Source organism: Peteryoungia ipomoeae (assembly GCF_004912165.1).
GTDB lineage: Bacteria > Pseudomonadota > Alphaproteobacteria > Rhizobiales > Rhizobiaceae > Allorhizobium > Allorhizobium ipomoeae.
Window position 1 is genome coordinate 573772 of record NZ_STGV01000001.1, and the last position, 23491, is coordinate 597262.

22 protein-coding genes and 1 tRNA gene are annotated in these 23491 nt (G+C 59.8%); 9 read left to right on the forward strand and 14 right to left on the reverse strand.

What is annotated here, in order from left to right; translation table 11 throughout:
• The first annotated feature begins 142 nt into the window (after positions 1-142).
• Positions 143-925: a phosphodiester glycosidase family protein gene (locus FAA97_RS02740; protein WP_246041322.1), complete on the forward strand. Its 783-nt coding sequence runs from the start codon at positions 143-145 to the stop codon at positions 923-925.
• A 63-nt stretch (positions 926-988) separates the two neighbouring features.
• Here FAA97_RS02740 and FAA97_RS02745 read toward each other — a convergent pair whose 3' ends face one another.
• The 6 genes from FAA97_RS02745 to FAA97_RS21360 form a co-directional block, all read right to left on the reverse strand.
• Complete coding sequence (locus FAA97_RS02745) at positions 989-1330, reverse strand: hypothetical protein (RefSeq protein ID WP_136596987.1); 342 nt, start codon at positions 1328-1330, stop codon at positions 989-991.
• 194 nt (positions 1331-1524) lie between these two features.
• Complete coding sequence (gene bmt, locus FAA97_RS02750) at positions 1525-2541, reverse strand: betaine--homocysteine S-methyltransferase (RefSeq protein ID WP_136596988.1); 1017 nt, start codon at positions 2539-2541, stop codon at positions 1525-1527.
• A 110-nt stretch (positions 2542-2651) separates the two neighbouring features.
• The gene (locus tag FAA97_RS02755) at positions 2652-3704 is read right to left on the reverse strand and encodes a quaternary amine ABC transporter ATP-binding protein (protein ID WP_136596989.1); all 1053 of its coding nucleotides are present in this window, start codon (positions 3702-3704) and stop codon (positions 2652-2654) included.
• Positions 3697-4611: an ABC transporter permease gene (locus FAA97_RS02760; RefSeq protein WP_136596990.1), complete on the reverse strand. Its 915-nt coding sequence runs from the start codon at positions 4609-4611 to the stop codon at positions 3697-3699. The genes FAA97_RS02755 and FAA97_RS02760 overlap by 8 nt, the downstream gene beginning before the upstream one ends.
• Before the next feature lie 226 nt (positions 4612-4837).
• On the reverse strand, positions 4838-5836 hold the full coding sequence (locus FAA97_RS02765) for an ABC transporter substrate-binding protein (RefSeq protein ID WP_136596991.1): 999 nt from the start codon (positions 5834-5836) through the stop codon (positions 4838-4840).
• A gap of 569 nt (positions 5837-6405) precedes the next feature.
• Positions 6406-6534 (reverse strand): hypothetical protein, encoded by a 129-nt coding sequence (locus FAA97_RS21360; protein ID WP_281281295.1) that lies wholly within the window; start codon positions 6532-6534, stop codon positions 6406-6408.
• A 239-nt stretch (positions 6535-6773) separates the two neighbouring features.
• On the opposite strand from FAA97_RS21360, the gene FAA97_RS02770 reads away from it, so the two are divergent.
• Positions 6774-8228, forward strand: a complete 1455-nt coding sequence (locus FAA97_RS02770) for a cobyric acid synthase (RefSeq protein ID WP_136596992.1) — start codon at positions 6774-6776, stop codon at positions 8226-8228.
• 45 nt (positions 8229-8273) lie between these two features.
• Here the strand turns inward: FAA97_RS02770 and FAA97_RS02775 are convergent, their stop codons facing one another.
• Positions 8274-8615 carry a hypothetical protein gene (locus tag FAA97_RS02775; protein ID WP_136596993.1) on the reverse strand — a complete coding sequence of 114 codons (342 nt, stop codon included), beginning with the start codon at positions 8613-8615 and terminating at the stop codon, positions 8274-8276.
• A 60-nt stretch (positions 8616-8675) separates the two neighbouring features.
• Here FAA97_RS02775 and FAA97_RS02780 point away from each other — a divergent pair, with 60 nt between their 5' ends.
• On the forward strand, positions 8676-9758 hold the full coding sequence (locus tag FAA97_RS02780) for an ABC transporter ATP-binding protein (protein WP_136596994.1): 1083 nt from the start codon (positions 8676-8678) through the stop codon (positions 9756-9758).
• Between the two features lie 67 nt (positions 9759-9825).
• Here the strand turns inward: FAA97_RS02780 and FAA97_RS02785 are convergent, their stop codons facing one another.
• From FAA97_RS02785 to FAA97_RS02810, 6 genes are all read right to left on the reverse strand, one after another.
• A complete protein-coding gene (locus FAA97_RS02785; RefSeq protein ID WP_136596995.1) occupies positions 9826-10668 on the reverse strand; it encodes a carbohydrate ABC transporter permease in 843 nt (280 codons plus the stop codon).
• A complete protein-coding gene (locus FAA97_RS02790; RefSeq protein ID WP_136596996.1) occupies positions 10665-11549 on the reverse strand; it encodes a carbohydrate ABC transporter permease in 885 nt (294 codons plus the stop codon). The genes FAA97_RS02785 and FAA97_RS02790 overlap by 4 nt, the downstream gene beginning before the upstream one ends.
• 63 nt (positions 11550-11612) lie before the next feature.
• Positions 11613-12887 carry an extracellular solute-binding protein gene (locus FAA97_RS02795; protein ID WP_136596997.1) on the reverse strand — a complete coding sequence of 425 codons (1275 nt, stop codon included), beginning with the start codon at positions 12885-12887 and terminating at the stop codon, positions 11613-11615.
• A 50-nt stretch (positions 12888-12937) separates the two neighbouring features.
• Positions 12938-14446, reverse strand: a complete 1509-nt coding sequence (arfA, locus tag FAA97_RS02800; RefSeq protein ID WP_136596998.1) for an arabinosylfuranosidase ArfA — start codon at positions 14444-14446, stop codon at positions 12938-12940.
• 108 nt (positions 14447-14554) lie between these two features.
• Positions 14555-15478, reverse strand: coding sequence for an ArsR/SmtB family transcription factor (locus FAA97_RS02805; RefSeq protein WP_136596999.1), 924 nt, complete (start codon positions 15476-15478; stop codon positions 14555-14557).
• Between the two features lie 183 nt (positions 15479-15661).
• Positions 15662-15737: transfer RNA gene (locus tag FAA97_RS02810), tRNA-Lys, on the reverse strand.
• A 186-nt stretch (positions 15738-15923) separates the two neighbouring features.
• Between FAA97_RS02810 and FAA97_RS02815 the strand changes: the two genes are divergently transcribed.
• Positions 15924-16670, forward strand: a complete 747-nt coding sequence (locus FAA97_RS02815; protein ID WP_136597000.1) for a cytochrome c biogenesis CcdA family protein — start codon at positions 15924-15926, stop codon at positions 16668-16670.
• 57 nt (positions 16671-16727) lie between these two features.
• Positions 16728-17690: an AEC family transporter gene (locus tag FAA97_RS02820; protein ID WP_136597001.1), complete on the forward strand. Its 963-nt coding sequence runs from the start codon at positions 16728-16730 to the stop codon at positions 17688-17690.
• Here FAA97_RS02820 and FAA97_RS02825 read toward each other — a convergent pair.
• Positions 17667-18872, reverse strand: coding sequence for a UbiH/UbiF family hydroxylase (locus tag FAA97_RS02825; RefSeq protein ID WP_136597002.1), 1206 nt, complete (start codon positions 18870-18872; stop codon positions 17667-17669). The two genes, FAA97_RS02820 and FAA97_RS02825, sit on opposite strands and share 24 nt — an antisense overlap.
• A 186-nt stretch (positions 18873-19058) precedes the next feature.
• On the opposite strand from FAA97_RS02825, the gene pcsA reads away from it, so the two are divergent.
• The 4 genes from pcsA (at position 19059) to FAA97_RS02845 (ending at position 23482) form a co-directional block, all read left to right on the forward strand.
• Positions 19059-19787 carry a phosphatidylcholine synthase gene (pcsA, locus tag FAA97_RS02830; RefSeq protein WP_136597003.1) on the forward strand — a complete coding sequence of 243 codons (729 nt, stop codon included), beginning with the start codon at positions 19059-19061 and terminating at the stop codon, positions 19785-19787.
• 134 nt (positions 19788-19921) lie between these two features.
• The gene (locus FAA97_RS02835) at positions 19922-21484 is read left to right on the forward strand and encodes an ABC transporter ATP-binding protein (RefSeq protein WP_136597004.1); all 1563 of its coding nucleotides are present in this window, start codon (positions 19922-19924) and stop codon (positions 21482-21484) included.
• A complete protein-coding gene (locus FAA97_RS02840; RefSeq protein ID WP_136597005.1) occupies positions 21474-22565 on the forward strand; it encodes an ABC transporter permease in 1092 nt (363 codons plus the stop codon). Before FAA97_RS02835 ends, FAA97_RS02840 begins: the two co-directional genes overlap by 11 nt.
• A complete protein-coding gene (locus FAA97_RS02845) occupies positions 22562-23482 on the forward strand; it encodes an ABC transporter permease (RefSeq protein WP_168800900.1) in 921 nt (306 codons plus the stop codon). The genes FAA97_RS02840 and FAA97_RS02845 overlap by 4 nt, the downstream gene beginning before the upstream one ends.
• Positions 23483-23491 lie beyond the last annotated feature (9 nt).

A 23491-nucleotide genomic window follows, 5' to 3' on the forward strand; every position in this document is an offset into this window, starting at 1 on the left:
GCCGAAGCAGGTCATCGCTGGTGTGAGATGCGACGCTGGTCATCGGCCGCGTGATCGATGATTGAGGGTCATGGTTAATGAAAGGTTAATACGGTGCAGGATTTGTTAATGGAGCGGACCCTTGGCGCCGATTGAGAGAGGCTTGTTACGCTTGCGCCACATCACCGGCATTTTCGCCCTCATTTTTGGTCTAGGACTTTTTGGAGCGCCGCAGGCGGTGGCGCAATTCCCACCGGGTTGCGAGACCGTCCAGGAGAACGCAGAGGCCTATACGGTATGCCGAATCAACCCGGTTGACGCCGCGATTCGCGTCCATCTGGCCGGGCCGGACGGCGGGGTCTATGGCGGCTTTGACGGCTTGCGTCGCCAGCTTTGGGCCGAGCGGCGGGTGCTGCTGATTGCGATGAATGGCGGCATGTATCACGCCGACCGGCAGCCGGTCGGCTACCATGTCGAACATGGGGTGGAGATCAAATCGGCGGTGACCGTTGGCGGTTATGGCAATTTTCACCTGTTGCCGAACGGGATCTTTTCGATGCGTGATGGCAAGGCCGCAGTGACGGAAACGAAGGCGTATCTGGCTGCCGGCAAGGGGGCGGATTTTGCCACCCAATCGGGTCCGATGCTGGTTATCAATGGCAAGCTTCACCCGCGCTTCCTGCCGGATAGCGACAGCTACAAGATCCGCAATGGCGTCGGGGTGGACAAGGACGGCGCGGTCTACCTGGTCATCTCCAGGCAGCCGGTGCAGTTCTATGCTTTCGCAAAGCTCTTTCGCGATCGGCTGGGATGCGCCAATGCGCTTTATCTTGACGGTACGGTGTCAAGCCTGTTTGACGCGGCTTCAAACCGGCGCGACCGGCTATTCCCAATGGGGCCGATCCTGTCTGTCAGCATTCCGATCCCGCAACGGGATGCGAGGTGACGTAAGGTGAGGTGTGACGGGCCAAAGCGGGTGCGCTTCGGCCCTTGCCTGGGTGCTTGGCGTTTAGACAGCCGCCTTGGGATAGGCCCGTTCCAGGCCGCCGGAGCGGGAGAGGCCGCTGCGAAAAGCGGCAAAGGCCGGATGCTGGCTGGAGCGGGCCGCTTCCATAAGGCGAATCTGCAGTCGGGCCGGGGCTTCGTTTCCAATCCACTCACCGGTGCGCTCCAGCTTCAGTGAGTTGAGGAAGGGCGCGGCGGACGCCGTCTCCAGGTAAAGATACAATCCTTCGAGGAGCGCATCGTCCTGGCTTGGTGTATCGAACAACAGTCGCAGGAATGCCTGGTCGGCATCCTGGAGTGCTGCGATCTTGTCAGCGACGGTGTCGCGATCGGGGAAAACGGACATGGAACTCACTCCCTATAGGCACAGATGTCGGCACACAAAGTCAGTCATTGCTGCCGTGCCAGCCTCATCCTAGAGCATCGCAAGTTTGCTCCAGGCTGGTGTTTTAGCACGCCATCATTTTGCATGATGTGAAAACGGCGCCCACAGGGCGCCGTCGCTCGCGTCTCACCTTTGATGCCTGTCGTTTGAGCGGCTTAGCCGCGACGGCGCGTGCGGCGGCCGCCATCCTGAGCGCCGGATTCGGCTGCCGTCTTGTTGCGCAGCGGTCCGATTTGCTCGACAATGGTCTCAATGGTCGGGCGGGGACCGGGGGTATAGTCGTCGAGGGCCCGGCGCATGGCCGCGAGGTGGTCGCAGGAGGTGCCGCAGCAGCCGCCGATGATTTTGGCGCCTGCGTCACGGGCGAGGCGGGCATAATCGGCCATCAGTGGCGGGGTGCCGGAATAGAAGATTTCCGTGCCGCGGAATTCTGGAATGCCGCAATTGCCTTTGACGATGACGGTCGCGTCCGGGTTTGCGCCCGTCATGTCGAGCAGGCTTGAAAGAATATCCGAGGCGCCGACGCCGCAATTGGCGCCGACGGCGAGCGGGCCGGAGCCGATGTCTCCGGCAACGCCGTGGATGTCCTTCGGGTCGAGACCCATCATGGTCTTGCCGGCGGTGTCGAAAGAGCCGGTGAATGTGTAGGGGAGGCCGACCTTGACGGCGGCTTCTGCCGCGGCCCTTATTTCGTCGGGCGAAGACATGGTCTCGATCCAGGCCACGTCGACGCCGCCGGCCTTCAGGCCCTCCATCTGTTCGACGAAGGCGGCAACCGCATCCTCATAGGTCATGGCGCCGAGCGGCACCAGAAGTTCGCCCGTCGGGCCGACGGAACCGGCAACGATAACCTTGCGCGGTGCCTTGTCGGCAACGGAGCGGGCGATCTCGGCGGCCTTCCTGTTCAGTTCGTGCACGCGGTTCTCGGCCTGGTGCAGTTTCAGGCGATGGCGCGTGCCGCCGAAGGAATTGGTGAGAATGATGTCGGCGCCGGCATCGACGAAGTCCTGATGCAGCTTGACGATCTTTTCCGGCTGCGCCTCGTTCCACAGTTCGGGCGCTTCGCCGGCCTCAAGGCCTTGGGAGAACAGGTTGGTGCCGGTGGCGCCATCGGCCAGCAGCACGCCCTTCTCGGCGAGAAGATCCGAAAGCGGGTTGGAAAGAGTGGCCATGGTATCGTCCTTGCGCGTGTCTCTATGATATAAAGAGTTCTTTATATGACTTCAATGTCGAAAAGCAAACGGCCCCATGCGGGGCCGGTTGCCGAAGGTGTCGTGCAGCCTCACTCAGCGGCGATCTGCGTGTCCTCGTGACTGCGTGGCGTGACCATGGCCGCGATGATCTGCTGCAGATCGATCCGACCAATCGGCTTGCCGGCGTCGTCGACGACGCTTGCAGATTGAAGCCCGGCTTCGGTCATCTGGCGGGCCGCAGTTTCCAGAACGGTTGCCTTAGGCAGAAGCAGGGTCTCGGTCGCCCCCGGCATGGGCGACATGATCGTATCGACCCGGATGACGCGGCCGCGATTGACCTCCTTGACGAAGGCGCTGATGTAATCATCGGCCGGATTGAGGACGATATCCTGACCGCTGCCCTGCTGAATGACTTCGCCGTCGCGCAGAATGGCGATCTTGTCGCCGAGCCGCAGGGCTTCATCGAGGTCGTGGGTGATGAAGACAACGGTCTTCTTCAACTCCTGCTGGAGATCGAGGAGGACGGTCTGCATGTCGACACGGATCAGCGGATCGAGCGCCGAATAGGCTTCGTCCATCAGAAGAATGTCGGCATCATTCGACAGCGCGCGGGCGAGGCCGACGCGCTGCTGCATGCCGCCCGACAACTGGTTCGGATAGTGCTGCTCGAAACCGGTAAGCCCGACGCGGTCGATCCAGCGCCGGCCGATCTCCTCGCTCTTCGAGCGTGGAATGCCCTGGATATCAAGGCCGTAGACGGTGTTTTCGAGCACCGTGCGATGCGGCAGAAGCGCGAACTTCTGGAAGACCATCGCCGTCTTGTGACGGCGGAATTCGCGCAGTTCGCTTTCCGACATCTGACAGACATCGACGCCGTCATAGACAACCTCGCCCGAGGTCGGATCGATCAGCCGGTTGATATGGCGGATCAGGGTCGACTTGCCAGACCCCGAGAGACCCATGACGACCGTGATGCCGCCTGCCGGCATGGAGATGTTGATGTCCTTCAGGCCAAGCACGTGGCCATGGGTCTCGTTCAGTTCCGACTTGGAAATGCCGCCCTTGACGGCATCGATGTAGTCACGGCCATTGGGGCCGAAGATCTTGTAGAGATTGCGGATTTCAATGCCGTGACTAGCCATGGACCACCTCCGTGTGGCGCTGAAGGCGCTTGCCGTAAGCCTGGCTGGCGCGGTCGAAGATGATGGCGATGGCAACCAGCGCAAAGCCGTTGAGGAAGCCGATGGTCAGGAACTGGTTGGAAATGGCCTGAAGGACGTTCTTGCCCAGACCGCCGACACCGATCATCGAGGCGACGACGACCATGGCGAGTGACATCATGATGGTCTGGTTGATGCCGGCCATGACCGTTGGCAGCGCCAACGGGATCTGGACATTCATCAGTTTCTGCCGGGGCGAGGAGCCGAACGCATCGGCTGCTTCCAGGACCTCACGGTCAACCAAGCGAATGCCGAGATTGGTGAGCCGGATCATCGGCGGCACAGCGTAGATCACGACGGCGATGACGCCCGGTACCTTGCCGATGCCAAAGACCATGACAACAGGGATAAGGTAGACGAAGCTCGGCATGGTCTGCATGACGTCGAGGATCGGGTTGAAGAATGCCTGGGCGCGGTCAGATCGCGCCATGAGGATGCCGATCGGGATGCCAATGACGATGGCAAGCAGGGTCGATACGGTGACGATGGCAAGTGTCACCATGGTGTCTTCCCAAAGTCCGACAAAACCGATGAACAACATTCCAATAACGGTGATGGCGACGATGCGGAGATTGCGGCTCGTCGCATAAACAATTGCGACCATAACCAGCAGGAAAATGAACCAGGGTGCGTTGACAAAAAGGGTTTCAAGCCAATTCAGGAACAGTTGCAGAGGATTGGTGAGCGCGTCGATGACATTTCCGTAGGAGCGCACAAATCCTTTGAAACTGTCGTCAATCGATTTCCGCGCAATTCGCATCGCGGTATCATCGATTTCTGGAAACTTGCAGAGCAGTTCCGGCAGGTAGTTGCATAATATTGATGCCATAAGTCTTCCCCTTAATGACCCCTCGCTCTAGGACGGCGTCCAGGATGCGGCATTCACTGCCGTTCGTTCACGCTGCGCGGCTCAGGTTGCTTCAAAGCTAGCTGAGTTCCGGGCCGAGATGGATACCGGATGCGACGTCGGGTGCCGTCGATCCGCCGAAACACATCTGGCGCGCATGACACGCCAGAGACCAATCGGCGGGCTAAAGCCCGCCGATCTTTTCAGATTAAAGTGCCGCCTTGACCTTCTCGGCGACTTCAGGGGCGACCCAGGTCGTCCACATGTCGGGATAGGTTTCCAGGAAGTGGCGTGCGCCGTCTTCGTTGGTGCCCTGGTTCTCGTCCATCCAGGCGAGAACCTTGCCAACCGTGCCGTTGTCCCACTTGCGGGTCTTGACGTAATCCATGGCAACGCCCGCCTTTTCGGCGAAGTCCTTGGTGACGACAGTGAAGACGTCGGACACCGGATAGGCATTGACCTTCGGATCCGGGCAATCCGGGATCGCGGTGCAGGCGTCCCATGCGGCCTTGTCGTGTTCGACGCCGAAGGAGAGTTTCACCATTTCGTACTTGCCGAGGATGGCGGTCGGAGCCCAGTAATAGCCGAGCCAACCTTTCTTGTTTTCAAAGGCGTTGGCGATCGAACCATCAAGGCCGGCAGCCGAACCGGTGTCCACCAGCTCGAAACCCTTGTCCTTGGCGCCGACGGCGCGGTAGAGATTGGCGGTCGACACTTGGCAGTTCCAACCAGACGGGCAGTTGGTCACGGCTGCCTTAGTGGGATCTTCCGGGGCAGGGAAGAGGTCGGGGCGCTTCAAGGCATCTTCGACCGTCTTGATGTCGGGATTGGCGTCGGCGATGAATTTCGGGATCCACCAACCTTCAACGCCGCCATCGGACAGAAGCGGAGCTGCCTGGATCAGACGGCCTTCTGCAATTGCCTGATCGAGCGCCGTGCGCACGGCATTGACCCACATTTCGGGCGCCATGTCGGGCTGGCCCTTTTCATTCATCGAGGCAAAGGTCGGCATGGTGTCGCCGGTGACCACCGTGACCTTGCAGCCATAGCCGCTTTCAAGAATGATCTTGTCGACATAGGCCGCCACGCCGGCGGAGGCCCAGTTCATTTCGGCGATCGAGACATCACCGCACTCTGCGGCCTGGGCGGAACCCGCAGCGGCATAAAGGCCGGCTGCGAGGATGGTGGAAGCGAGGAGCTTCTTCATGGATTTAAGACCTCCCAGTCTTATCTTGCAGCGTTCAACGGAAGGGGCAAAGACGGCTACTGCGGACCGCATTGCCAAAGGTTTCTCGTTTGCTGGATGCGGTTGGAGCTGGTTTGCCACAATTGCATCCCGAACCGACCGGCTCTTGTCGTGAGAGGCTGGTGCCTGGCCGAGCTCGTATCGCGGCTTAAGCCTACGTTTATGGAGAGAAAAAGCAACAGCCTGCGGCCACCAAGGGCGGCGTATGGCGTTCACGATGTCAGATTGCGCGACACGTTTTGCCGCATTTCGACGCAAGGCAAAGCATCTTTCGCCCACTGAGCGGGCATCTGCCCGTGATGGATAGAAGCCTTGGGAAACTGCGGTTCCCGGAAAGACCTAAACTATCCCAGGCGCGTCAAACTTCGCGGCGCGAGACGTTTGATGTCTGCCGCGAAAAAAAACTGAAAAACTGTAAAAATCTAAGAGTGACGCCATGGAAAACAAAAACCATAGCGAGAGTTCTGCGGGGATACGTCTTGTTATGCGTGCAATGTGGTGCTCGCAGACGCATCCCTGATGGTCGAGCGTCAGCCTTTGGTCGGCTTAGTCTGGCGGCGCGGGCTGAGGACTTCCCAGCAGGCACGGTGCTTGGGCTGCGGGGCGTAGCCGTTCCAGGCAATGGCCAAGGTCTTGCGGTTTTCAAGGATGTAGAGCATGGGTGTTTCCTCGGGGGTGTCGGCGATCTGCTGTGCCGATCTGCGGGCGGGATACTGCTTTCATCGTGGCTGCGCCAGCGCATTTTCCGGCATGACGCGTCGCTTTTGAGCCATTGTGGGATTTTGCGCCGCGGCAGGCTGTCGCAGCGACAGGATTTGCTCCGGTCTTGGCGAATTCGCCCTTTAAAACAAGCGGTATGGCCAGGCTGCTGGTATGCGCAAACAGGACAGTCGAGACGATGACGAAAGCCATCATGCTGCAGGGAACCGGGTCTGATGTCGGTAAGACGATATTGGTCGCAGGGCTTTGCCGGCTTGCCGCCAACCGGGGTCTTGCTGTTGCGCCCTTCAAGCCGCAGAACATGTCGAACAATGCGGCTGTTGCCGATGACGGCGGTGAGATCGGGCGTGCACAATGGCTCCAGGCACTTGCCGCGCGGGTGCCATCGTCCGTGCATATGAATCCGGTGCTCTTGAAGCCGCAAAGCGAGACCGGCAGTCAGATCATCGTTCAGGGCAGGGTGTTTGGTCAGGCAAAAGGCCGAGACTATCAGCGCCTGAAGCCGCAGCTGCTTGAGGCTGTGCTCGACAGTTTTGCGACGGTGAAGCAGGGGCGAGACCTTGTGATCGTCGAAGGGGCGGGCTCGCCCGCGGAAATCAATCTGCGCGCCGGCGACATCGCCAATATGGGATTTGCGACACGCGCCGATGTGCCGGTGGTGCTTGTGGGCGATATCGATCGTGGTGGTGTGATCGCCTCGATCGTCGGCACGCATGCCATCCTTCTGGACGAGGATCGCCGGCAGGTGCAGGGCTATCTGATCAACAAGTTCCGCGGCGATGTCAGCCTCTTCGATGATGGGCTGAAGGCCATCGAATCCTATACCGGCTGGCAATGCTTCGGTGTCGTGCCGTGGCTGAAGGCAGCGGCCCGTCTGCCTGCTGAGGACAGCGTCGTCCTCGAGCGGCTGGTCAAGAACCGCGAGGCGGCGCTGAAGGTCGCGGTCCCCGTCTTGTCGCGGATCGCCAATTTCGACGATCTCGATCCGCTCGCCGCTGAACCGGATATTGCACTTGTGTATGTGCGCGCCGGCGAGCGGCTTCCCGCCGATGCCGGTCTGGTCATTCTTCCCGGCTCGAAATCAACAATTGGCGATCTGGAGGAGTTCCGCGCCAATGGCTGGGACAAGGACCTGGCCTTGCATGTCCGGCGTGGCGGTCGCGTCATCGGCATCTGCGGCGGATACCAGATGCTGGGACGAAAGGTTTCCGACAGCCTGGGGCTCGAAGGTTTGCCCCGCAGTGTCGACGGACTTGGGTTGCTCGACATCGAGACCGAGATGGCGCCGGAAAAGACCGTGCGCAACAGCGCAGCGCATTCTGAGGAATATGACGCCCCCTTAAGTGGCTACGAAATCCATCTGGGAAAAACGCATGGACCTGACTGCGCCCGTCCTTCCGTTACTATAGACGGTCGGCCCGACGGGGCCTTGTCCGCGGATGGCCGGATCATGGGCACTTATCTGCACGGCCTCTTCGGCAGCGATGTCTACCGGCAGAAACTTCTGGCGAGCTTCGGTCTTGAAGGGGAGGGGCAAAGCTATGCGGGACGGGTTGATGCGGCTCTCGACGAGGTGGCCAGCGACCTCGAACGCCAGCTTTCGCCGGAATGGTTGCGTTCATTTCTTGGCTGAAGCGCCGAGCAACGCTTAAGCAACGCGAGGGGCGGGCAGGTTTTGTCAGCCCGCTTTATCTGCATCCATAGGCGAGGCCATGAGCTCACCGCCGCCGAGCGAGTTGTTGGCGTATTTGAACGCCAGAATGCTGAGCACCGAAGCGATCAGCGCTACAAAGATCCATCTCATCTGTTCACTCTCCTGCGATGAGCTATGCAACGACAATGCGGCGAAAGCTGTTCCACTTCGCTGTATTTCTTCAGTCAAATTTGAAGGAATGCCGTCTATATTTCCCAAACTGGGACATTTTTGGTCATATCGGCTCAAGCCGCTGGTTGCAAGGCTGCCCGGCCCGGCCCGCAAGGCATGGCGAATCCGTCGCCGCCGATCGGACATCGCCGCCATTCATACCTTGACTTCCGGTATATACCAGAAAGAATGGTTCTTATTATCTGGGAGGATGAGATGGCGGAGATCAGGCTTGAAAACGTATCGAAAAGTTTTGGCAGTGTCACTGTCATCAAGGATATATCGCTGACGGTGGCCTCGGGAGAGCTGATGGTATTTCTCGGCCCCTCGGGTTCTGGAAAATCGACGCTGTTGCGGATGATTGCCGGGCTGGAGACGATCGATAGTGGCAGCCTGACAATCGGCGGCGTCTCATGCGAGCGATTGGCGCCCGGGCAGCGCGGCGTGGCCATGGTGTTTCAGAATTATGCGCTTTATCCGCACATGACCGTGCGCGACAACATGGCGTTCGGTCTGCGCAATATCGGCATGAACGAGGCTGACATTGCGGCACGCGTCGATCAGGCGGCACAGATGCTGGAAATGACGGATCTTCTGGAACGACGTCCCGCCCAGCTTTCCGGTGGTCAGCGGCAGCGGGTGGCCATCGGTCGCGCTATCGTCAAGGAGCCCAAGGCCTTTCTCTTCGATGAACCGCTGTCGAACCTCGATGCAGCGCTTCGGGTGCGCACCCGTGTGGAGCTTGCCGAACTGCATCAGCGGATCCGCTCGACGATGATTTATGTGACGCATGACCAGACCGAAGCGATGACGCTGGCGGATCGGATCGTCGTGCTCAACAAATGCCGCATCGAGCAGATCGGCACGCCGATGGACGTGTATCTCAAACCTGCGACGCGCTTCGTTGCGGGGTTTGTTGGCAGTCCGGGCATGAATTTTCTAAAGGCCGAGCTTTCCGGCGACACCCCTGGTCAGGCGCGCTTCAATGATGGCACGCAGATGCGCATCGGCTTTCAGGGACTGTCGCCCGGACAGTATGAGCTTGGCATCCGTCCCGAATCGGTGCGGATCGTCGACAATGGCAATAGCGAGGCCGTGACCACGACGGCAAAGGTCGGCGTGGTGGAGCGGCTCGGCGAAAGGACGCTGATCTATTGCACGCTGCAAGATGGCACGGAGTTGATTGCTCAGGATCAGGGGCGCTCGATGGTGGCGCCGGGTGATGCCGTGCCGATCACCTTTGATCCGACCGCCCTGCATCTCTTCGATCCGCAGGGCCGCGCGCACCATATCCAATGAAATGGAAGAGAATGTGAGGTGGGATTGCTCCCACCTCATCAACTTGCCAGCACCAGACCTGGGGCAATTATCCCTTGACGCCGCCGGACAGGGTGATTGCCTCCGTCACCTGACGCTGGAAGATCAGATAGGCGATGGCGACGGGCAGACCGGCCAGGACGGCGGCAGACAGTTCCCGTGCATAATAGACGCCGAAGGCATCGTTGACCTGGGTAATGCCGACGGTGATCGTCATCATGTCGGTCCTTGTGACCGACAGGAACGGCCAGAGAAAGGCATTCCACGACCAGATGAAGGTGACGATGGCAAGCGCTGTGGTGACACCCCAGTTCATCGGCATATAGACGCGCGTCAGGATCCGCCATTCGGATGCGTTGTCCATCACGGCGGCCTCGCGGTAATCCTTCGGGACATTGTCGAAGAACTGCTTGTAGACGATGATGATGACCGGATGGATGAGTTGCGGCAGCACGATGCCTGCCCAGGTGTTGAGAAGGCCAAGCCCCGCCACGAGCTCGAAATGATTGACGATCAAAGTCTGGGTCGGGACCATGAAGCTTGCCAGAATCAGCCACCAGAGCGGGCGGCGGAGCGGGAAGTTGAGCTGTGAGATCGCATAGCCGCAAAGCATCGAGGACACGACGGTGAAGAGCGTAATCGCGAGCGCGGTGACGATCGAGTTCAGATACCAGGTGCCGATTTCTGTGTTGGTCAGCGCAAACAGGTAATGCGTGAAGGTCAGCGTTTCCGGCCAGAGTTCAATATAGGGCCTGACAACTTCATCCTCTGGCTTGAGGGAGGATATGACGCCCCAGTAGAGCGGGAAAGCCCAGAGGACCGCCAGGATGACGGTTGCCAGGGTGAGGATGAGACCGGCGAGATTAAGGCGTTTCATGGTGGTCACGGTCATGCGCGACCCTCCTTGCTCAGCCGGCTCAGCTGGAAATTGAGAACGGAAACGACGATCACGATCACGAACAACACCACGGCGGCGGCGGCTGCGCGTCCGCCCTGGTCCAGCTGAAATGCGCGCTGGAAGACGTAGTAGACGAGGACCAGATTGTCGTTCGGGCGACCACCTGTCGAAAACAGATAGACCTGGTCGAAGATCTTCAGCTGCGAGATGAGCTGGATCGTGACCACCAACGTTGTCACCGGCCACATCAGCGGCCAGGTCAGCTTGCGAAATGTCGTCCAACGACCGGAATTGTCGAGGGCGGCGGCCTCATAGATTTCGGCGGGGATGGCGCGCAGGCCGGCCAGAAACAGGAGAACGGAGAAGCCGCAGGTCCACCAGATCGTGATGACGCCAACGGCCGGCATGAACCAGGTGGTGGACTTGAAGACGGGAATGCGCGCGAGCCCAACGAGATCGAAGAGATACATGGCAATGCCAAACTGGAAATTGAGCGTCCAGTCCCAGATCAGGTAAACCACCGAGACCGGCAGGATGTAGGGCAGGAAGAACAGCGCCAGAACCAGCGCCTGCAGCCGTCCCTTCAGCCGGGAGACGCCGAGCGCAATGGCAAATGCCACTAGGGTTCCCGGAATGACGGTGAGGGCGACGAAGTAGGCGGTGTTCCAGAGAGCTGTCTCGAAACGCCGCTCGCCCCACAGGCGGGCATAGTTTTCAAGCCCCACATAGGCGCCGTCGCCAATCAGCGGCGCATCGGTGAGGCTGACCATGAACAGGTTGATCGTCGGATAGATGAAAACCAACCCGTAAATGATCAGGAAGGGAGCGATCAGACACAGGGCGACAATCGCTTCGCTGCGCGTATTGCGGAGCATGGCAACCTCTCAAGCGCGAACAGGAAAAGTTGCGGGCCGCCGGAATGGGCAGCCCGCTTACGATCAGAGATCGTTGAGTTCGGCCTTGATTTCCTCGACCGCTTCGGCCGGATCCATTTCGCCGTTCAAGGTCGGCACGAAATAGGTCGACATCACATCGAAGATCGGGCCGGCCACGCCCGCAAGCGGCGTTTTCGGATCGAAGATCATGTTGGCGGTCAGTGTCGAATAGGTGGCGTTGGGTTCCATCGCCTTGTATTCGGCGCTTTCGGTGACCGGGCCATAGGCCGGAATGTGGCCGGCGGTTGCCCAGAGTAGCGAGTTCTTCTCGATCCAGGCGATGACTTCCAGCACGGCCGCGCGCTTCTCAGGGCTCATCTCCTTGCCCTTGTTGGCGGGAATGGCAAACGCGTGGCTGTCGGCATAGGTCGAGGCATGGTCGAAAATGACCGGCAGTTCGACGGCGCCCCATTCAAACAGTTTGCCCTCTTTTTGGAGGTCGACCATGGTCGGCACTTCCCAGACGCCGTTGATCATCATGGCTGCTTCGCCGGAGGTGAAGAGGGCAACGGTGGCGGGATAGTCCGTATAGGTCGATTGCAGCCCCTCCTTGGTCCAGCCCTGCAGCACGGTCAGCACGTTCTGCAGCTTTTCGCCGTTATCGCCCGCCAGGAACTCGCCGTCGGTCAGCAATTCGCCGTCCTGCTGGCCCATCAGCGAGTAGATGGTGCGGAACATGAAGTTGCCGTCTGCCGTCACGGATCCGAGCGGAAATTTGACGCCGGCATCCTTCAAGGCCTTCAAAGTCGCCTCAAATGCCTCGCGGCTTTCAAGGCCCTTTGGCTTGCCGTCTTCGGTCAAGAGGCCGGCTTTCGAGAGGACGTCCTTGTTGTAGTAAAGAACAATCGGATGGGTATCGAGCGGAACGGCATACTGCTTGCCGTCGATCGAGACCGCATCCCAGGTGGCGCTGGCGTAGTTGTCCTTCGACAGGCCCATCGTCGTCCAATCGTCAGGCGTGATCTCTTGCAGAATGCCCTGCTTGACGGCCAAGGGAATGCGGCTTGCGTGGTAGGTCATGACATCTGGCGCTTCGCCGACGGCAGCGGAGGTCTGAACCTTCGAATAGAAAGGCGTTCCCCATTCCAACGTCGTCGCATTGATGGTGATTTTGCCCTCATGCGCATTGTTGAAATCGGAAATCATCTGCTTCATGCGAACGCCGTCGCCGCCTGCCAGGAAATCCCACCAGGTGACGGTCTCCTGGGCTTGCGCCGTGCCGGCGAAGAGGGTCGCCGCAACGGCAGCGCCCTTCGCGATGCTGTAAAGTTTCGACATCTGCTTCTCCTCCCAAAGTTTGCGGCCTCCCGCCGCAAATTGCTTTTAAACTAGAGCGTCACCTTGATCATCGAATAGGAGTAGGGCGGTACGCTCAGCTGCAACGTTTCGCCTGACAGCCTGGCGCCATCCGCCTTGACCGGCTTGACCGCATCCGGATTGTCGCGGGTATTCTTCGCCTCCAGGTCATCATGTTTGATCAAGGTGTGCTCGACAGATCTCGGGGTGCCGAACCGCTCCAGCGACAGATCGATCGACATGGCCTCCTCGCCATGGCGGTTGATTGCAAAGAAGGTGACCGTTCCGGCATCGGCGTCATGGACGCCGGCGATATCGAGATAGGGGACATCGGCTGCGACATCGGCATTGTAGCTGGGGCAATCGACATCCAGATGAAGGGCAACACCGCGACCGTTGCGCGAGGCGAGCTGGAAGGGGTAGTAAATCGTCTGTCGCCAGGCCTTGCCGCCCGGTTCCGTCATGATCGGGGCGATGACATTGACCAGCTGGGCAATGCAGGCGATGCGCACCACATCCGAACGGCGGATGAAGGTGTTCAGAATGCAGCCGACCTGCAGCACGTCTTCGAAGTTATAGATGTCTTCGAGAAGAACAGGGGCATGCGGCCAGTCCCATTCCTTCATGCGCTTGGCGTCGCTCTTGCGCTCGTGATACCAGACATTCCACTCGTCGAAGGAAATCTTGACGTCTTTCTTCGAGCGCTTCTTGGCCTTCACGTAATCAATGACGCCAGCAACCGTGCCGATATAACGGTCGAGCTTTTGCGGCAGGGCGAGATATTCCGAGGTCCGCTTCTCATAGTTCTCGAAATACATGTGCAGCGAGATGTAATCGACCTGGTCATAGGTCTCATCGAGGACTGTTGCCTCCCATTGCGGATAGGTCGGCATGTCCGAATGCGACGAACCGCAGACGACGAGTTCCAGCTTGTCATCGAAGGCGCGAATGGCCTTGGCGGTCTCGTTGGCGAGGTGGCCATATTCCGAGGCAGTCTTGTGGCCGACCTGCCAGGGGCCGTCCATCTCGTTTCCCAGGCACCAGAGCTTGACGTTCCAGGGATCGGCGCGGCCGTTCTTGCGGCGCAGATCCGACCAGTGGCTGCCGCCGGGATGATTGACATATTCGACGAAGTTGCGGGCGGCATCGAGGCCGCGGGAGCCGAGATTGACCGCGAGCATCATGTCGGTGCCGGCGGCTTTGGCCCAATCGGCAAATTCATGCACACCGACATGATTCGATTCGGCGGTGCGCCAGGCGAGGTCGAGGCGTGTGGGGCGGCTCTCGCGCGGGCCGATGCCATCTTCCCAGTTGTAGGCGGAGACAAAATTGCCGCCGGGATAGCGGCAAACGGGCGTGTCGAGCGATTGCACCAGTTCGATCACGTCGCGGCGCATGCCGTTCTCATCTGCGCTCGGATGATCGGGTTCGTAGATGCCGGTATAGACCGCGCGTCCCAGATGTTCGAGAAACGAACCATAAAGCCGCTTGTCGATATCTGCGATCGTGTAGCGCGCATGCGCGGTGACTTTAGCTTCCATCGGTCCCCTCCCAGAGAACAATATCCGATATTCCGGTTTATATCTGTGTTGCAGATATAATAGCCATCGGAAAGGGGCGGGCGTCAAGAGGGGTGGAGGTGTGAAACGTCAAAGTTGTATGCGCAGCGTAATGTCCTGATCGTAATTGCCGAAGCCGCGACCGAAGATGTTTATGCCGCCGGGATGCTCTGCATCCGGTTTGACGCCAACCCGCATACGGATGGAGCGATGTTGTTCGAGGTGGAGGTCGTCGAGCGTGATGTCGGAGATCTTTATGCCATCAATGAAGCTGCCATCCTGGCCGATTCGCCAGTTCTTCAGCTTGCCGTATTGGGAGCCGCTGAGTTTCCACCAGTCGGGGGTGTAGACGCCGCGTTTGTCGCCAAAATCACCAGGCGAGGTCCAGATGCCGATATCGACGCCGTTGACTTGGAGGAAGATGTCGGAAGGCCAGTCGGCGGCCGTGCCGGGAACCTCTGAGCTGAGTTCCATCGAGAATTCGAGCGCCCGCGGCTTTGCCTTGCGCACCAAGGTGTTGTTGGGGAACTGATACTCGACAAAGCCTTGCGTAAACCACAGAAGACCCGCCTTCATCCGGTCCGGATCGAGAAAGGTGTCGGGCACGTCGAGAAGGCCGATCACGCCGTCGCGCGAACACAGCCCGCAAGGTCCCGTTACCTCAAACTGGGTATAAAGCCCAAGCGGCATCGACACCTCGATCATGTCATCGCGATGGGCTGCCGCGCTATCCTGGAAGGCGACGAGGATTTCCTTGAAGGCGGAGCGGCAGACCTTCTGGCTGCCCTTGCGGGCCTTCTGGCTTTCGGTGGTGATCAGACCGATGCTCTCGAGGATCTGGATGTTTGCCGAAACCGTCGACTGTGGCAGCGCCAGTTCTTCGGCAATCTGGTTGACGTTTTTCGCCTCACCGGACCGGAGTATCTTGAGAATGGAGATGCGGACCTCGCTGGCGAGCGCTTTGATGATGTCCTGTCGCTCACTGGGGTCGATTACGAGTACTGTTCCGGTCATATCTTCTGCCACATCTAACAGAACTGATGAATATCAGAATTGTGGATATAAATGCAATCTGATCTTCCGTGAGAGCTTAATGAGGGCTTGCGACCGTGACGATTGTGCACTCCAACTGCGACCTGTGCGCGTCGCTGGCGGGTCTGAACGATCGCTGTGTTCTTGAGAATCTCACCGGCAAGGTGGTGAGAGCGCAGGGATTCGAACCCTGGACCTACTGATTAAAAGTCAGTTGCTCTACCGGCTGAGCTACGCTCTCCCAGGTGCGGCCAAATCAGGGCCGCCGGAAGTGCGCGGAACATAGGCAGGTGACCTCTGCCGGTCAACCGCAAAAATGCATTTTTCAGCGCAAAAGCGAGTGCAATTGTCGCAGGCTACGCAAAGGTGATTGGCAAGGGGTAAAGGTCGGGATTAGGAAGGGCCCGATCTCTACAGGGAGTGCCAGGTGTCGATAGGCGATATTTCATTCTTCAGTGCTCTTTTGGCAGGAGCATTGTCGTTTCTGTCGCCCTGCGTTCTGCCGCTTGTGCCGCCTTATCTCTGTTATATGGCCGGCATATCCGTTGATGAATTCAGAGGCGGCGGTCAGGCGGAAAATGCTGCGGCCCGGCGCACGGTGTTTCTGACGGCCATCGTCTTTACGCTCGGTTTTGCCACGGTTTTCGTGGCGTTGGGTGCCGGTGCCTCGACGATTGGCGGCCTGTTGCGCCAGCATCTCGATCTCCTGTCGAAGATCGGTGGCGTGATCATCATCATCATGGGCCTGAATTTTCTTGGCGTGTTTCGCTTGGGGCTGCTTTCGTCGGAGTACCGGTTTTCCGGTGGCGGCAAGCCGGCCACGCTCTCGGGCGCCTATGTCATGGGGCTTGCCTTTGCCTTTGGCTGGACGCCCTGCATCGGGCCGGTCCTCGGGGCGATCCTCGGGGTCGCGGCCTCGAAGGAGACCGTAGGGGCAGGGGCATTGCTGCTTGCCATCTATTCGCTTGGGCTTGCCGTGCCCTTCTGGATCGCTGCCGGCTTTTCCGGTGCCTTCATGCGGTTCCTCACACGCTTCCGTCGCCACCTCGGCCTTGTCGAAAAGGCGATGGGCGGCCTTCTTGTGCTTACCGGCCTTGCCTTCATCTTCGGTTATGTCTCGGACATGGCGATCTGGTTCCAGCAAACCTTTCCAATCCTGTCGCAAATCGGCTAAGCGGGGACTGCTGCCTGTTCGGCAAGCGGTTTGTCTTCCGGCTGGCGGGGTTTGCTGATGGCTGATATTGTGGCGCTCGTCCTGCCGTTCTTCGGCCTGATCCTGATTGGCTACGTCGTGGCACGGCTGAAGCAGCAGCCGGCCGAGGCGCTTGGCTGGCTGAATGTTTTCATCATCTACGTTGCCCTGCCGGCTCTGTTCTTCAAGCTCGTCTCCCGGACACCGATCGAGGATCTCGCCCAGATCGACTTTATCGCGGCGGACCTTACCGGAACCTATGTGATCTTCGTCCTTGCCTTCCTGATTGGCCGCTACCTGCGTCGCAACCGGTTCGACGAATGCGTCATCCAGGGCTTTGCCGGGGCCTATGGCAATATCGGCTATATGGGGCCGGGGCTCGCGCTTCTGGCCTTGGGGGAGGCTGCGGCGGTGCCGGTGGCGCTCGTCGTCTGCTTTGAAAATGCGCTGCATTTCATGGTTGCGCCGGCGATGATGGCGCTTGCCGGCGACGAGAAGCGCCCGGCTGGTGCGGTTGTTGTCGAGGTCATAACGAAGGTCGCGACCCACCCCTTCATCATTGCGACGGCACTCGGCTTTCTCGTGGCCGCACTGAAACTTGAGATCCCGGTCGCGGCAGCCCGTCTCATCGACTATCTGGCCCAGGCGGCAGCTCCTTGCGCGCTGTTTGCCATGGGGGTGACGCTGGCGCTGCGACCGCTCAAGCGCATTCCGGTCGAAATCGGCTATCTCGTGCCAATCAAGCTCGTCGTCCATCCGCTGCTGATGTGGGTGGTCTTGAGCCTTGCCGGCAATTTCGAACCTGTATGGATCAAGGCGGCGGTGCTGCTTGCCGCGCTGCCGACGGCGACAAATGTCTTCGTGCTCGGCCAGCACTATGGTGTCTGGCAGGAGCGGGCTTCGGCCACGATCCTGATTACGACAGTGCTTTCGGTGTTTTCGGTCTCGGCTCTGCTGATCGCCATGACCAGCGGCGCTTTACCGACGGATCTTTTCCCGTAACAGCCCCGGCAGGTTCTTCAGGCTGCGTCCCGGTGCGACCCCTTCCTGCATGACGAGGTGGCGCAAGGGCGAGACGCTGGCAAGCACCTGGAGGCCGCTGGCGCGCAACATCTGAACGGGCAGAAGGCTGGACAAGAGCGAGCGATTGAGGAGATCGACGCTCACCGTGCGGCTCGCGATATCCAGTCGGCGCCGACGGTCGAAGCGATCGCCGGCATCGGATGGAATGGCCGCGGAAGTCCGGTCTGTCAGGATGTCCTCCAGCGCTGCGATATCGCGCAGGCTGAGGTTGAGACCCTGGGCGCCGATCGGCGGAAAGGCATGGGCCGCCTCGCCGATGAAGGCGACACGTCCCTTGCCATATTTGTGCGCCGTCATGCCGGAGAGCGGCCAGGCCTGCGCACCATCCTCGACGGTGACCGCGCCGAGCAGGGATTGCATCCGCCGCTCAACTTCGCCGGACAGTGCTTCAGGGGAAAGCGACAGAAGGTGCTCGGCTTGTTCCGGTCTCACGACCCAGACCAAGCTGGAGCGTTGGCCGGGAAGGGGAACTTGCGTGAACGGGCCGGTCTCGGTGTGGAATTCCGTCGAGACATTAAGATGCGGACGCGTGTGGCTGAAATTCAGGACCACGGCTGTTTGCGGATAGGACCAGGTCTTCAGGCCAATGCCGGCTGCCTCGCGTGTCTTCGAGCGCTTGCCATCGGCGCCGATCAAAAAGGCTGCGGATATGGTCTCACCGCTCGCGAGCGACAGATCGACTGCGCCATCGCCGATCTGGATCGCCTCTGCCGTGGTGGCGAAGCGCGTGATCAGCGGCTCGGTGGATACGGCCGCGGCGAGCCTCTCCAGAAGGACAGTATTTGGAATATTGTAGCCGAAGGCTTCGAGACCGATTTCGGACGCGCGGAAGGCGACGGTGGGGGCGCGCAGCAGGCGTGCCGTGCCATCGAGGATCTGCATGGTCGAGAGCGGCGCCGACTGGGGTTTCATCGCGTCCCACAGTTTAAGCCGGTCCATGACCTCCAGCGACTGGTGCATCAAGGCGGTGGTGCGGCGATCCGAGGTGGCCGGATCCAGTCCGACAAGCGCCACAGGGCGTCCGCCACGGGCCATCGCGATGGCAGCAATCTGGCCCGCAGGTCCCGATCCGACGATGGCAATGTCAAAGCTGTCCGGCATCTCGGCTTTCCTCTTGTTCAGCATGCCCTTTCTATCGATGCTTGATTGCGAAATCCATGGGCCGAATTGGCGCAGTCAACGTGCGCAGCGTCACCGGCGAACCTGCAATCGACTGCCGCGTTGTTGCAAATGCGAAGAATTCATTGGATACCGTTGGCTTTCCCGGTCGGTCGAACTGGAGCAAGGATGAAGCTTTTCAATTACAAACGGGTTCCCTATGCGGAAATCCGAGCTTTCTCGGTGCATATCTTGACCGCGTCGGGCTCGTTTCTGGCGTTTCTTGGTGTGGTTGCGGCTGCAGAACAGCGCTTCGTCGATATGTTCTGGTGGCTCGGTCTTGCTTTGCTTGTCGACGGAATCGATGGGCCGATTGCACGCAAGGTCCGAGTCAAGGAGGTCCTGCCGAACTGGTCCGGCGATACGCTCGACAACATCATCGACTACGTGACTTATGTGCTGCTGCCGGCCTTTGCGCTTTACCAAAGCGGCATGATCGGTGAACCCTGGTCCTTCGTCGCCGCGGGTTTGATCGTTGTATCCAGTGCGATCTACTATGCCGACATGGGCATGAAGACCGACGAATACTTCTTCTCGGGCTTCCCCGTCGTCTGGAACATGCTGGTGTTGACGCTGTTCGTCATCGATGCCAGCGCCACCACGGCCTTGATCGCGGTTCTCTTCTCCGTCGTCCTGACCTTCCTTCCCGTCCATTTCCTGCATCCGGTTCGTGTAAAGCGGCTGCGATGGCTCAATCTAGCCGTCTTCTTCGCCTGGTGCGGGTTCGGGGGCTATGCTCTTCTTCTGCATTTTCAGTCCCCCGCATGGGTGGTCTGGGGCATGATCGTGAGCGGGATCTACCTCTATGTGATCGGCGGCGTCATGCAGTTGCTGCCCAATCTCGGAAAGGCGCGTTGACCATTTTCACGCGCGCCCGGGGGAAAACCCAAAAATTGAGCTGCCCATATGTTGTGCGTTGCCGCAAACTGGTTATGAATTGAGCGCAAGGCTGAGAAGCGTCTCGCCTTGGCTTAGTCAACCGAGGGGAACACGTGTCACAAGTGCAGAACGGAGCTCAAAGGCCGCTCTTGAGCGTGCGCGGTGTGAGCAAGCTGTTTGGCAGCTTCCGGGCCTGTGACGCAATTGATCTCGACATTGACGCGGGCGAGATCCATGCCCTGCTCGGCGAAAACGGTGCGGGAAAATCGACCCTGGTCAAGATGCTGTTTGGCATTCTGGCGCCAAGCGAAGGGGAGATCTTCTGGAATGGCGACGCCGTCTCGATTGCCAATCCTGCTGTCGCACGCCGACTGGGCATCGGCATGGTGTTCCAGCATTTTTCACTGTTCGAGGCGCTGACGGTTGCCGAAAACATTGCGCTGTCGCTTGATGGCACGATCTCGATGGCGGAGCTTGCGCAAAAGGCTTCGGATCTTTCCAGAGCGTATGGCCTGCCGCTCGATCCCCATGCGCATGTGGCTGATCTTTCCGTAGGAGAACGCCAGCGGATCGAGATCGTGCGTGCGCTGCTGCAGAACCCGAAACTGATCATTCTTGACGAGCCGACGTCGGTGCTGACGCCGCAGGAAGCCGACAAGCTGTTTGAAACCCTGCTCAAGCTGAAGGCCGAGGGACGCTCGGTTCTCTATATCAGTCACAGACTGGAAGAAGTGCAGCGGATTTGCGATCGCGCGACGGTCTTGCGCCACGGCAAGGTGACGGGGGACTGCAATCCGCGTGATGAAACGCCGGCATCGCTGGCCCGCATGATGGTGGGTGCCAATGTGGCGGAGGTCGAGCGTCCCGACATGCCGACGGGCGGGGCGGTGCAGATCGAGGTCCGGTCGTTGTCGGTGCCGGCCCGCACGCCATTTGCCATGCCGCTACGGTCGGTCAACCTGTCGGTAAGGGCAGGGGAGATCCTGGCGATTGCGGGCGTTGCCGGCAATGGTCAGAGTGAATTGTTCGATGCCCTGTCGGGGGAACATCCGGTTGCCGATCATGCGGCGATCCTGTTGCGCGGACAGCCGGTTGGCCGCAACGGCATCAATGCGCGTCGGCTGCTTGGCGCTGCCTTCGTGCCGGAAGAGCGGCATGGCCACGCGGCGGTAACCGGCATGAGCCTGTCTGAAAACCTCGTCCTGTCGCGCCATGCCTCCGACAAGGTGGCCTATCTCTCCGGCGGCAAGCTCGGGCTTGTGCGCCATGGCATTCTGCGGCAGGCCACGGCCCGTATCGTCGCTGCGATGGATGTGCGCAAAAGCGGCGAAGACCCGGTCGCCGGATCGCTTTCCGGCGGAAATCTGCAAAAGTTCATCATCGGGCGCGAACTCGACAGGCAGCCTTCGGTGTTCATCGTCAATCAACCCACCTGGGGGGTCGATGCGGGAGCGGCCAGCCGCATTCGGCAAGCCCTCGTTGATCTCGCGAAGGCCGGTTCCGCAGTGATCGTGATCAGTCAGGATCTCGATGAAATTTTCGAGGTGGCAACCACCGTTGCGGCGATCTCCGAAGGGCGGCTGTCAGACATCCATCCCGCCTCGACGATGACACGGGAGCATCTGGGGATCCTGATGGGTGGATTGCACCAGCCGGGAGATGCCCATGCGCATTGAACTTCAGCGTCGGCCTCGCCCATCTCCCCTGTTTGCCATGCTATCGCCGCTGTTGGCGCTGGCACTGACGCTGATAGCCGGCGCCATCATGTTTTCCGCGCTTGGCAAGGCACCGCTTTCGGCGCTTTACAGCTTCTTCGTTGAACCGCTTCTCGATGTCTGGTCGCTGCACGAGCTGGCGATCAAGGCTGCACCGATGATCCTGATCGCTGTCGGGCTTTCGGTCTGCTATCGGTCGAACAACTGGAACATCGGCGCAGAGGGTCAGTTCACCATGGGGGCGATCATCGGCTCGATCCTGCCGATCACCTTCTACGAGTGGCAATCGCCGCTGCTGTTGCCGATGATGATGGTGATGGGGGCGCTGGGCGGTGCGCTCTATGGTGCGATCCCTGCACTTCTGAAAACCCGTTTCAACACCAATGAGATCCTGACAAGCCTGATGCTTGTCTATATCGCCCAGCTGTTTCTGGACTGGCTGACCCGTGGCCCCTGGAAAGATCCGGGCGGCTTCAATTTTCCGCAGTCGCGCTCCTTCGTGTCGGACGCTGTCTTGCCCGAGATCCTGGCCTCCGGTCGTACCCATTACGGGCTCGTCTTTGCCATCGTGGCGGCCGTACTGATCTGGTTCATGATGCGTTACACGCTGAAGGGCTTCCAGGTGGTCGTACTTGGCGAATCCGAGCGGGCAGGGCGGTTTGCAGGTTTTTCTGCCCGCAAGATGGTCTGGTTCTCGTTCATGCTCTCGGGCGCGCTCGCCGGTCTTGCCGGGATTTCGGAAGTGTCCGGTTCGATCGGCCATCTGCAGCCGGCGATTTCCCCAGGTTACGGCTTTACCGCGATCATCGTCGCCTTCCTTGGCCGGCTCAATCCGCTTGGTATCATTGCCGCAGGCTTTGTGCTCGCACTGACCTATCTCGGTGGCGAGGCTGCCCAGCTGTCACTCGGGATCTCCGACAAGGTGACCCGTGTCTTCCAGGGGCTGATCCTCTTCTTCGTTCTCTCCTGCGACACGCTCATTCTCTACAAGGTGCGGATCGTGATTGATCGGGTCCGCAGCTCTTCCGACAAAGGCGTGTGATGATTGTCGAAGCTATTCTCCTGACCGTCATCACCGCCTCCACACCACTTGTCATTGCCGCGATGGGTGAGCTGGTGGCGGAGCGTGCGGGCGTGCTCAATCTCGGTGTCGAGGGCATGATGATCATGGGCGCTGTTGCCGCTTTCATGGCGACGCAGGCGACGGGGTCTCCCTATCTTGGCGTCATGGCCGGCGTGGTCGTCGGCGCGGCCTTCTCGCTGCTGTTCGGCGTGTTGACGCTCTCCTTCGTTGCCAATCAGGTGGCGACAGGCCTTGCCCTGACAATCCTCGGTCTCGGTCTCTCAGGCATGATCGGCGAAGGTTTCGTCGGATCGCCCGGCATCAAGATGCAGCCTATCGCCATTCCGATTCTGGCTGACATTCCGTTGATCGGCCCGGTGCTGTTCCGGCAGGATCTCTTCTTCTACGCCTCGATTGCGTTGGTCATCGGCGTCAACTGGTTCCTGTTTAGGAGCAGGACCGGTCTGAAACTGCGGGCGATCGGCGACAACCACGGCTCGGCCCATACGCTTGGCCTGCCGGTCATTCGCATGCGATATCTCGCAGTGCTCTTCGGCGGCGCCTGTGCGGGCCTTGCGGGGGCACAGCTGTCGCTGGTCTACACACCGCAGTGGGTGGAGAACATGGCGGCCGGTCGCGGCTGGATTGCGCTCGCGCTGGTCGTGTTTGCCGCCTGGCGTCCATGGCGCGTCCTGGCTGGCGGATACCTCTTTGGCGCCGTCACCATTGGTCAGCTGCATGCCCAGGCGCTGGGCTTTGGTCTACCATCCCAGCTTCTCTCCGCGCTGCCCTATGCGGCAACCATTGTCGTCCTTGTGATCATTTCGCATAATCGCAGGACGACCTTGATCAATACGCCTGCCTCGCTTGGCAAGCCGTTTGTGCCGGACCGGTAACAACACTGA

What these genes read in the sequence shown, in the direction of transcription:
- FAA97_RS02745 (WP_136596987.1), bottom strand. Translation starts at nt 1,330, where the DNA reads ATGTCCGTTTTCCCCGATCGCGACACCGTCGCTGACAAGATCGCAGCA.
- bmt (WP_136596988.1), bottom strand. Translation starts at nt 2,541, where the DNA reads ATGGCCACTCTTTCCAACCCGCTTTCGGATCTTCTCGCCGAGAAGGGC.
- FAA97_RS02755 (WP_136596989.1), bottom strand. Translation starts at nt 3,704, where the DNA reads ATGGCTAGTCACGGCATTGAAATCCGCAATCTCTACAAGATCTTCGGC.
- FAA97_RS02760 (WP_136596990.1), bottom strand. Translation starts at nt 4,611, where the DNA reads ATGGCATCAATATTATGCAACTACCTGCCGGAACTGCTCTGCAAGTTT.
- FAA97_RS02765 (WP_136596991.1), bottom strand. Translation starts at nt 5,836, where the DNA reads ATGAAGAAGCTCCTCGCTTCCACCATCCTCGCAGCCGGCCTTTATGCC.
- FAA97_RS21360 (WP_281281295.1), bottom strand. Translation starts at nt 6,534, where the DNA reads ATGCTCTACATCCTTGAAAACCGCAAGACCTTGGCCATTGCCTGGAAC.
- FAA97_RS02770 (WP_136596992.1), top strand. Translation starts at nt 6,774, where the DNA reads ATGACGAAAGCCATCATGCTGCAGGGAACCGGGTCTGATGTCGGTAAG.
- FAA97_RS02775 (WP_136596993.1), bottom strand. Translation starts at nt 8,615, where the DNA reads ATGGCGGCGATGTCCGATCGGCGGCGACGGATTCGCCATGCCTTGCGG.
- FAA97_RS02780 (WP_136596994.1), top strand. Translation starts at nt 8,676, where the DNA reads ATGGCGGAGATCAGGCTTGAAAACGTATCGAAAAGTTTTGGCAGTGTC.
- FAA97_RS02785 (WP_136596995.1), bottom strand. Translation starts at nt 10,668, where the DNA reads ATGACCGTGACCACCATGAAACGCCTTAATCTCGCCGGTCTCATCCTC.
- FAA97_RS02790 (WP_136596996.1), bottom strand. Translation starts at nt 11,549, where the DNA reads ATGCTCCGCAATACGCGCAGCGAAGCGATTGTCGCCCTGTGTCTGATC.
- FAA97_RS02795 (WP_136596997.1), bottom strand. Translation starts at nt 12,887, where the DNA reads ATGTCGAAACTTTACAGCATCGCGAAGGGCGCTGCCGTTGCGGCGACC.
- arfA (WP_136596998.1), bottom strand. Translation starts at nt 14,446, where the DNA reads ATGGAAGCTAAAGTCACCGCGCATGCGCGCTACACGATCGCAGATATC.
- FAA97_RS02805 (WP_136596999.1), bottom strand. Translation starts at nt 15,478, where the DNA reads ATGACCGGAACAGTACTCGTAATCGACCCCAGTGAGCGACAGGACATC.
- FAA97_RS02820 (WP_136597001.1), top strand. Translation starts at nt 16,728, where the DNA reads ATGGCTGATATTGTGGCGCTCGTCCTGCCGTTCTTCGGCCTGATCCTG.
- FAA97_RS02825 (WP_136597002.1), bottom strand. Translation starts at nt 18,872, where the DNA reads ATGCCGGACAGCTTTGACATTGCCATCGTCGGATCGGGACCTGCGGGC.
- pcsA (WP_136597003.1), top strand. Translation starts at nt 19,059, where the DNA reads ATGAAGCTTTTCAATTACAAACGGGTTCCCTATGCGGAAATCCGAGCT.
- FAA97_RS02840 (WP_136597005.1), top strand. Translation starts at nt 21,474, where the DNA reads ATGCGCATTGAACTTCAGCGTCGGCCTCGCCCATCTCCCCTGTTTGCC.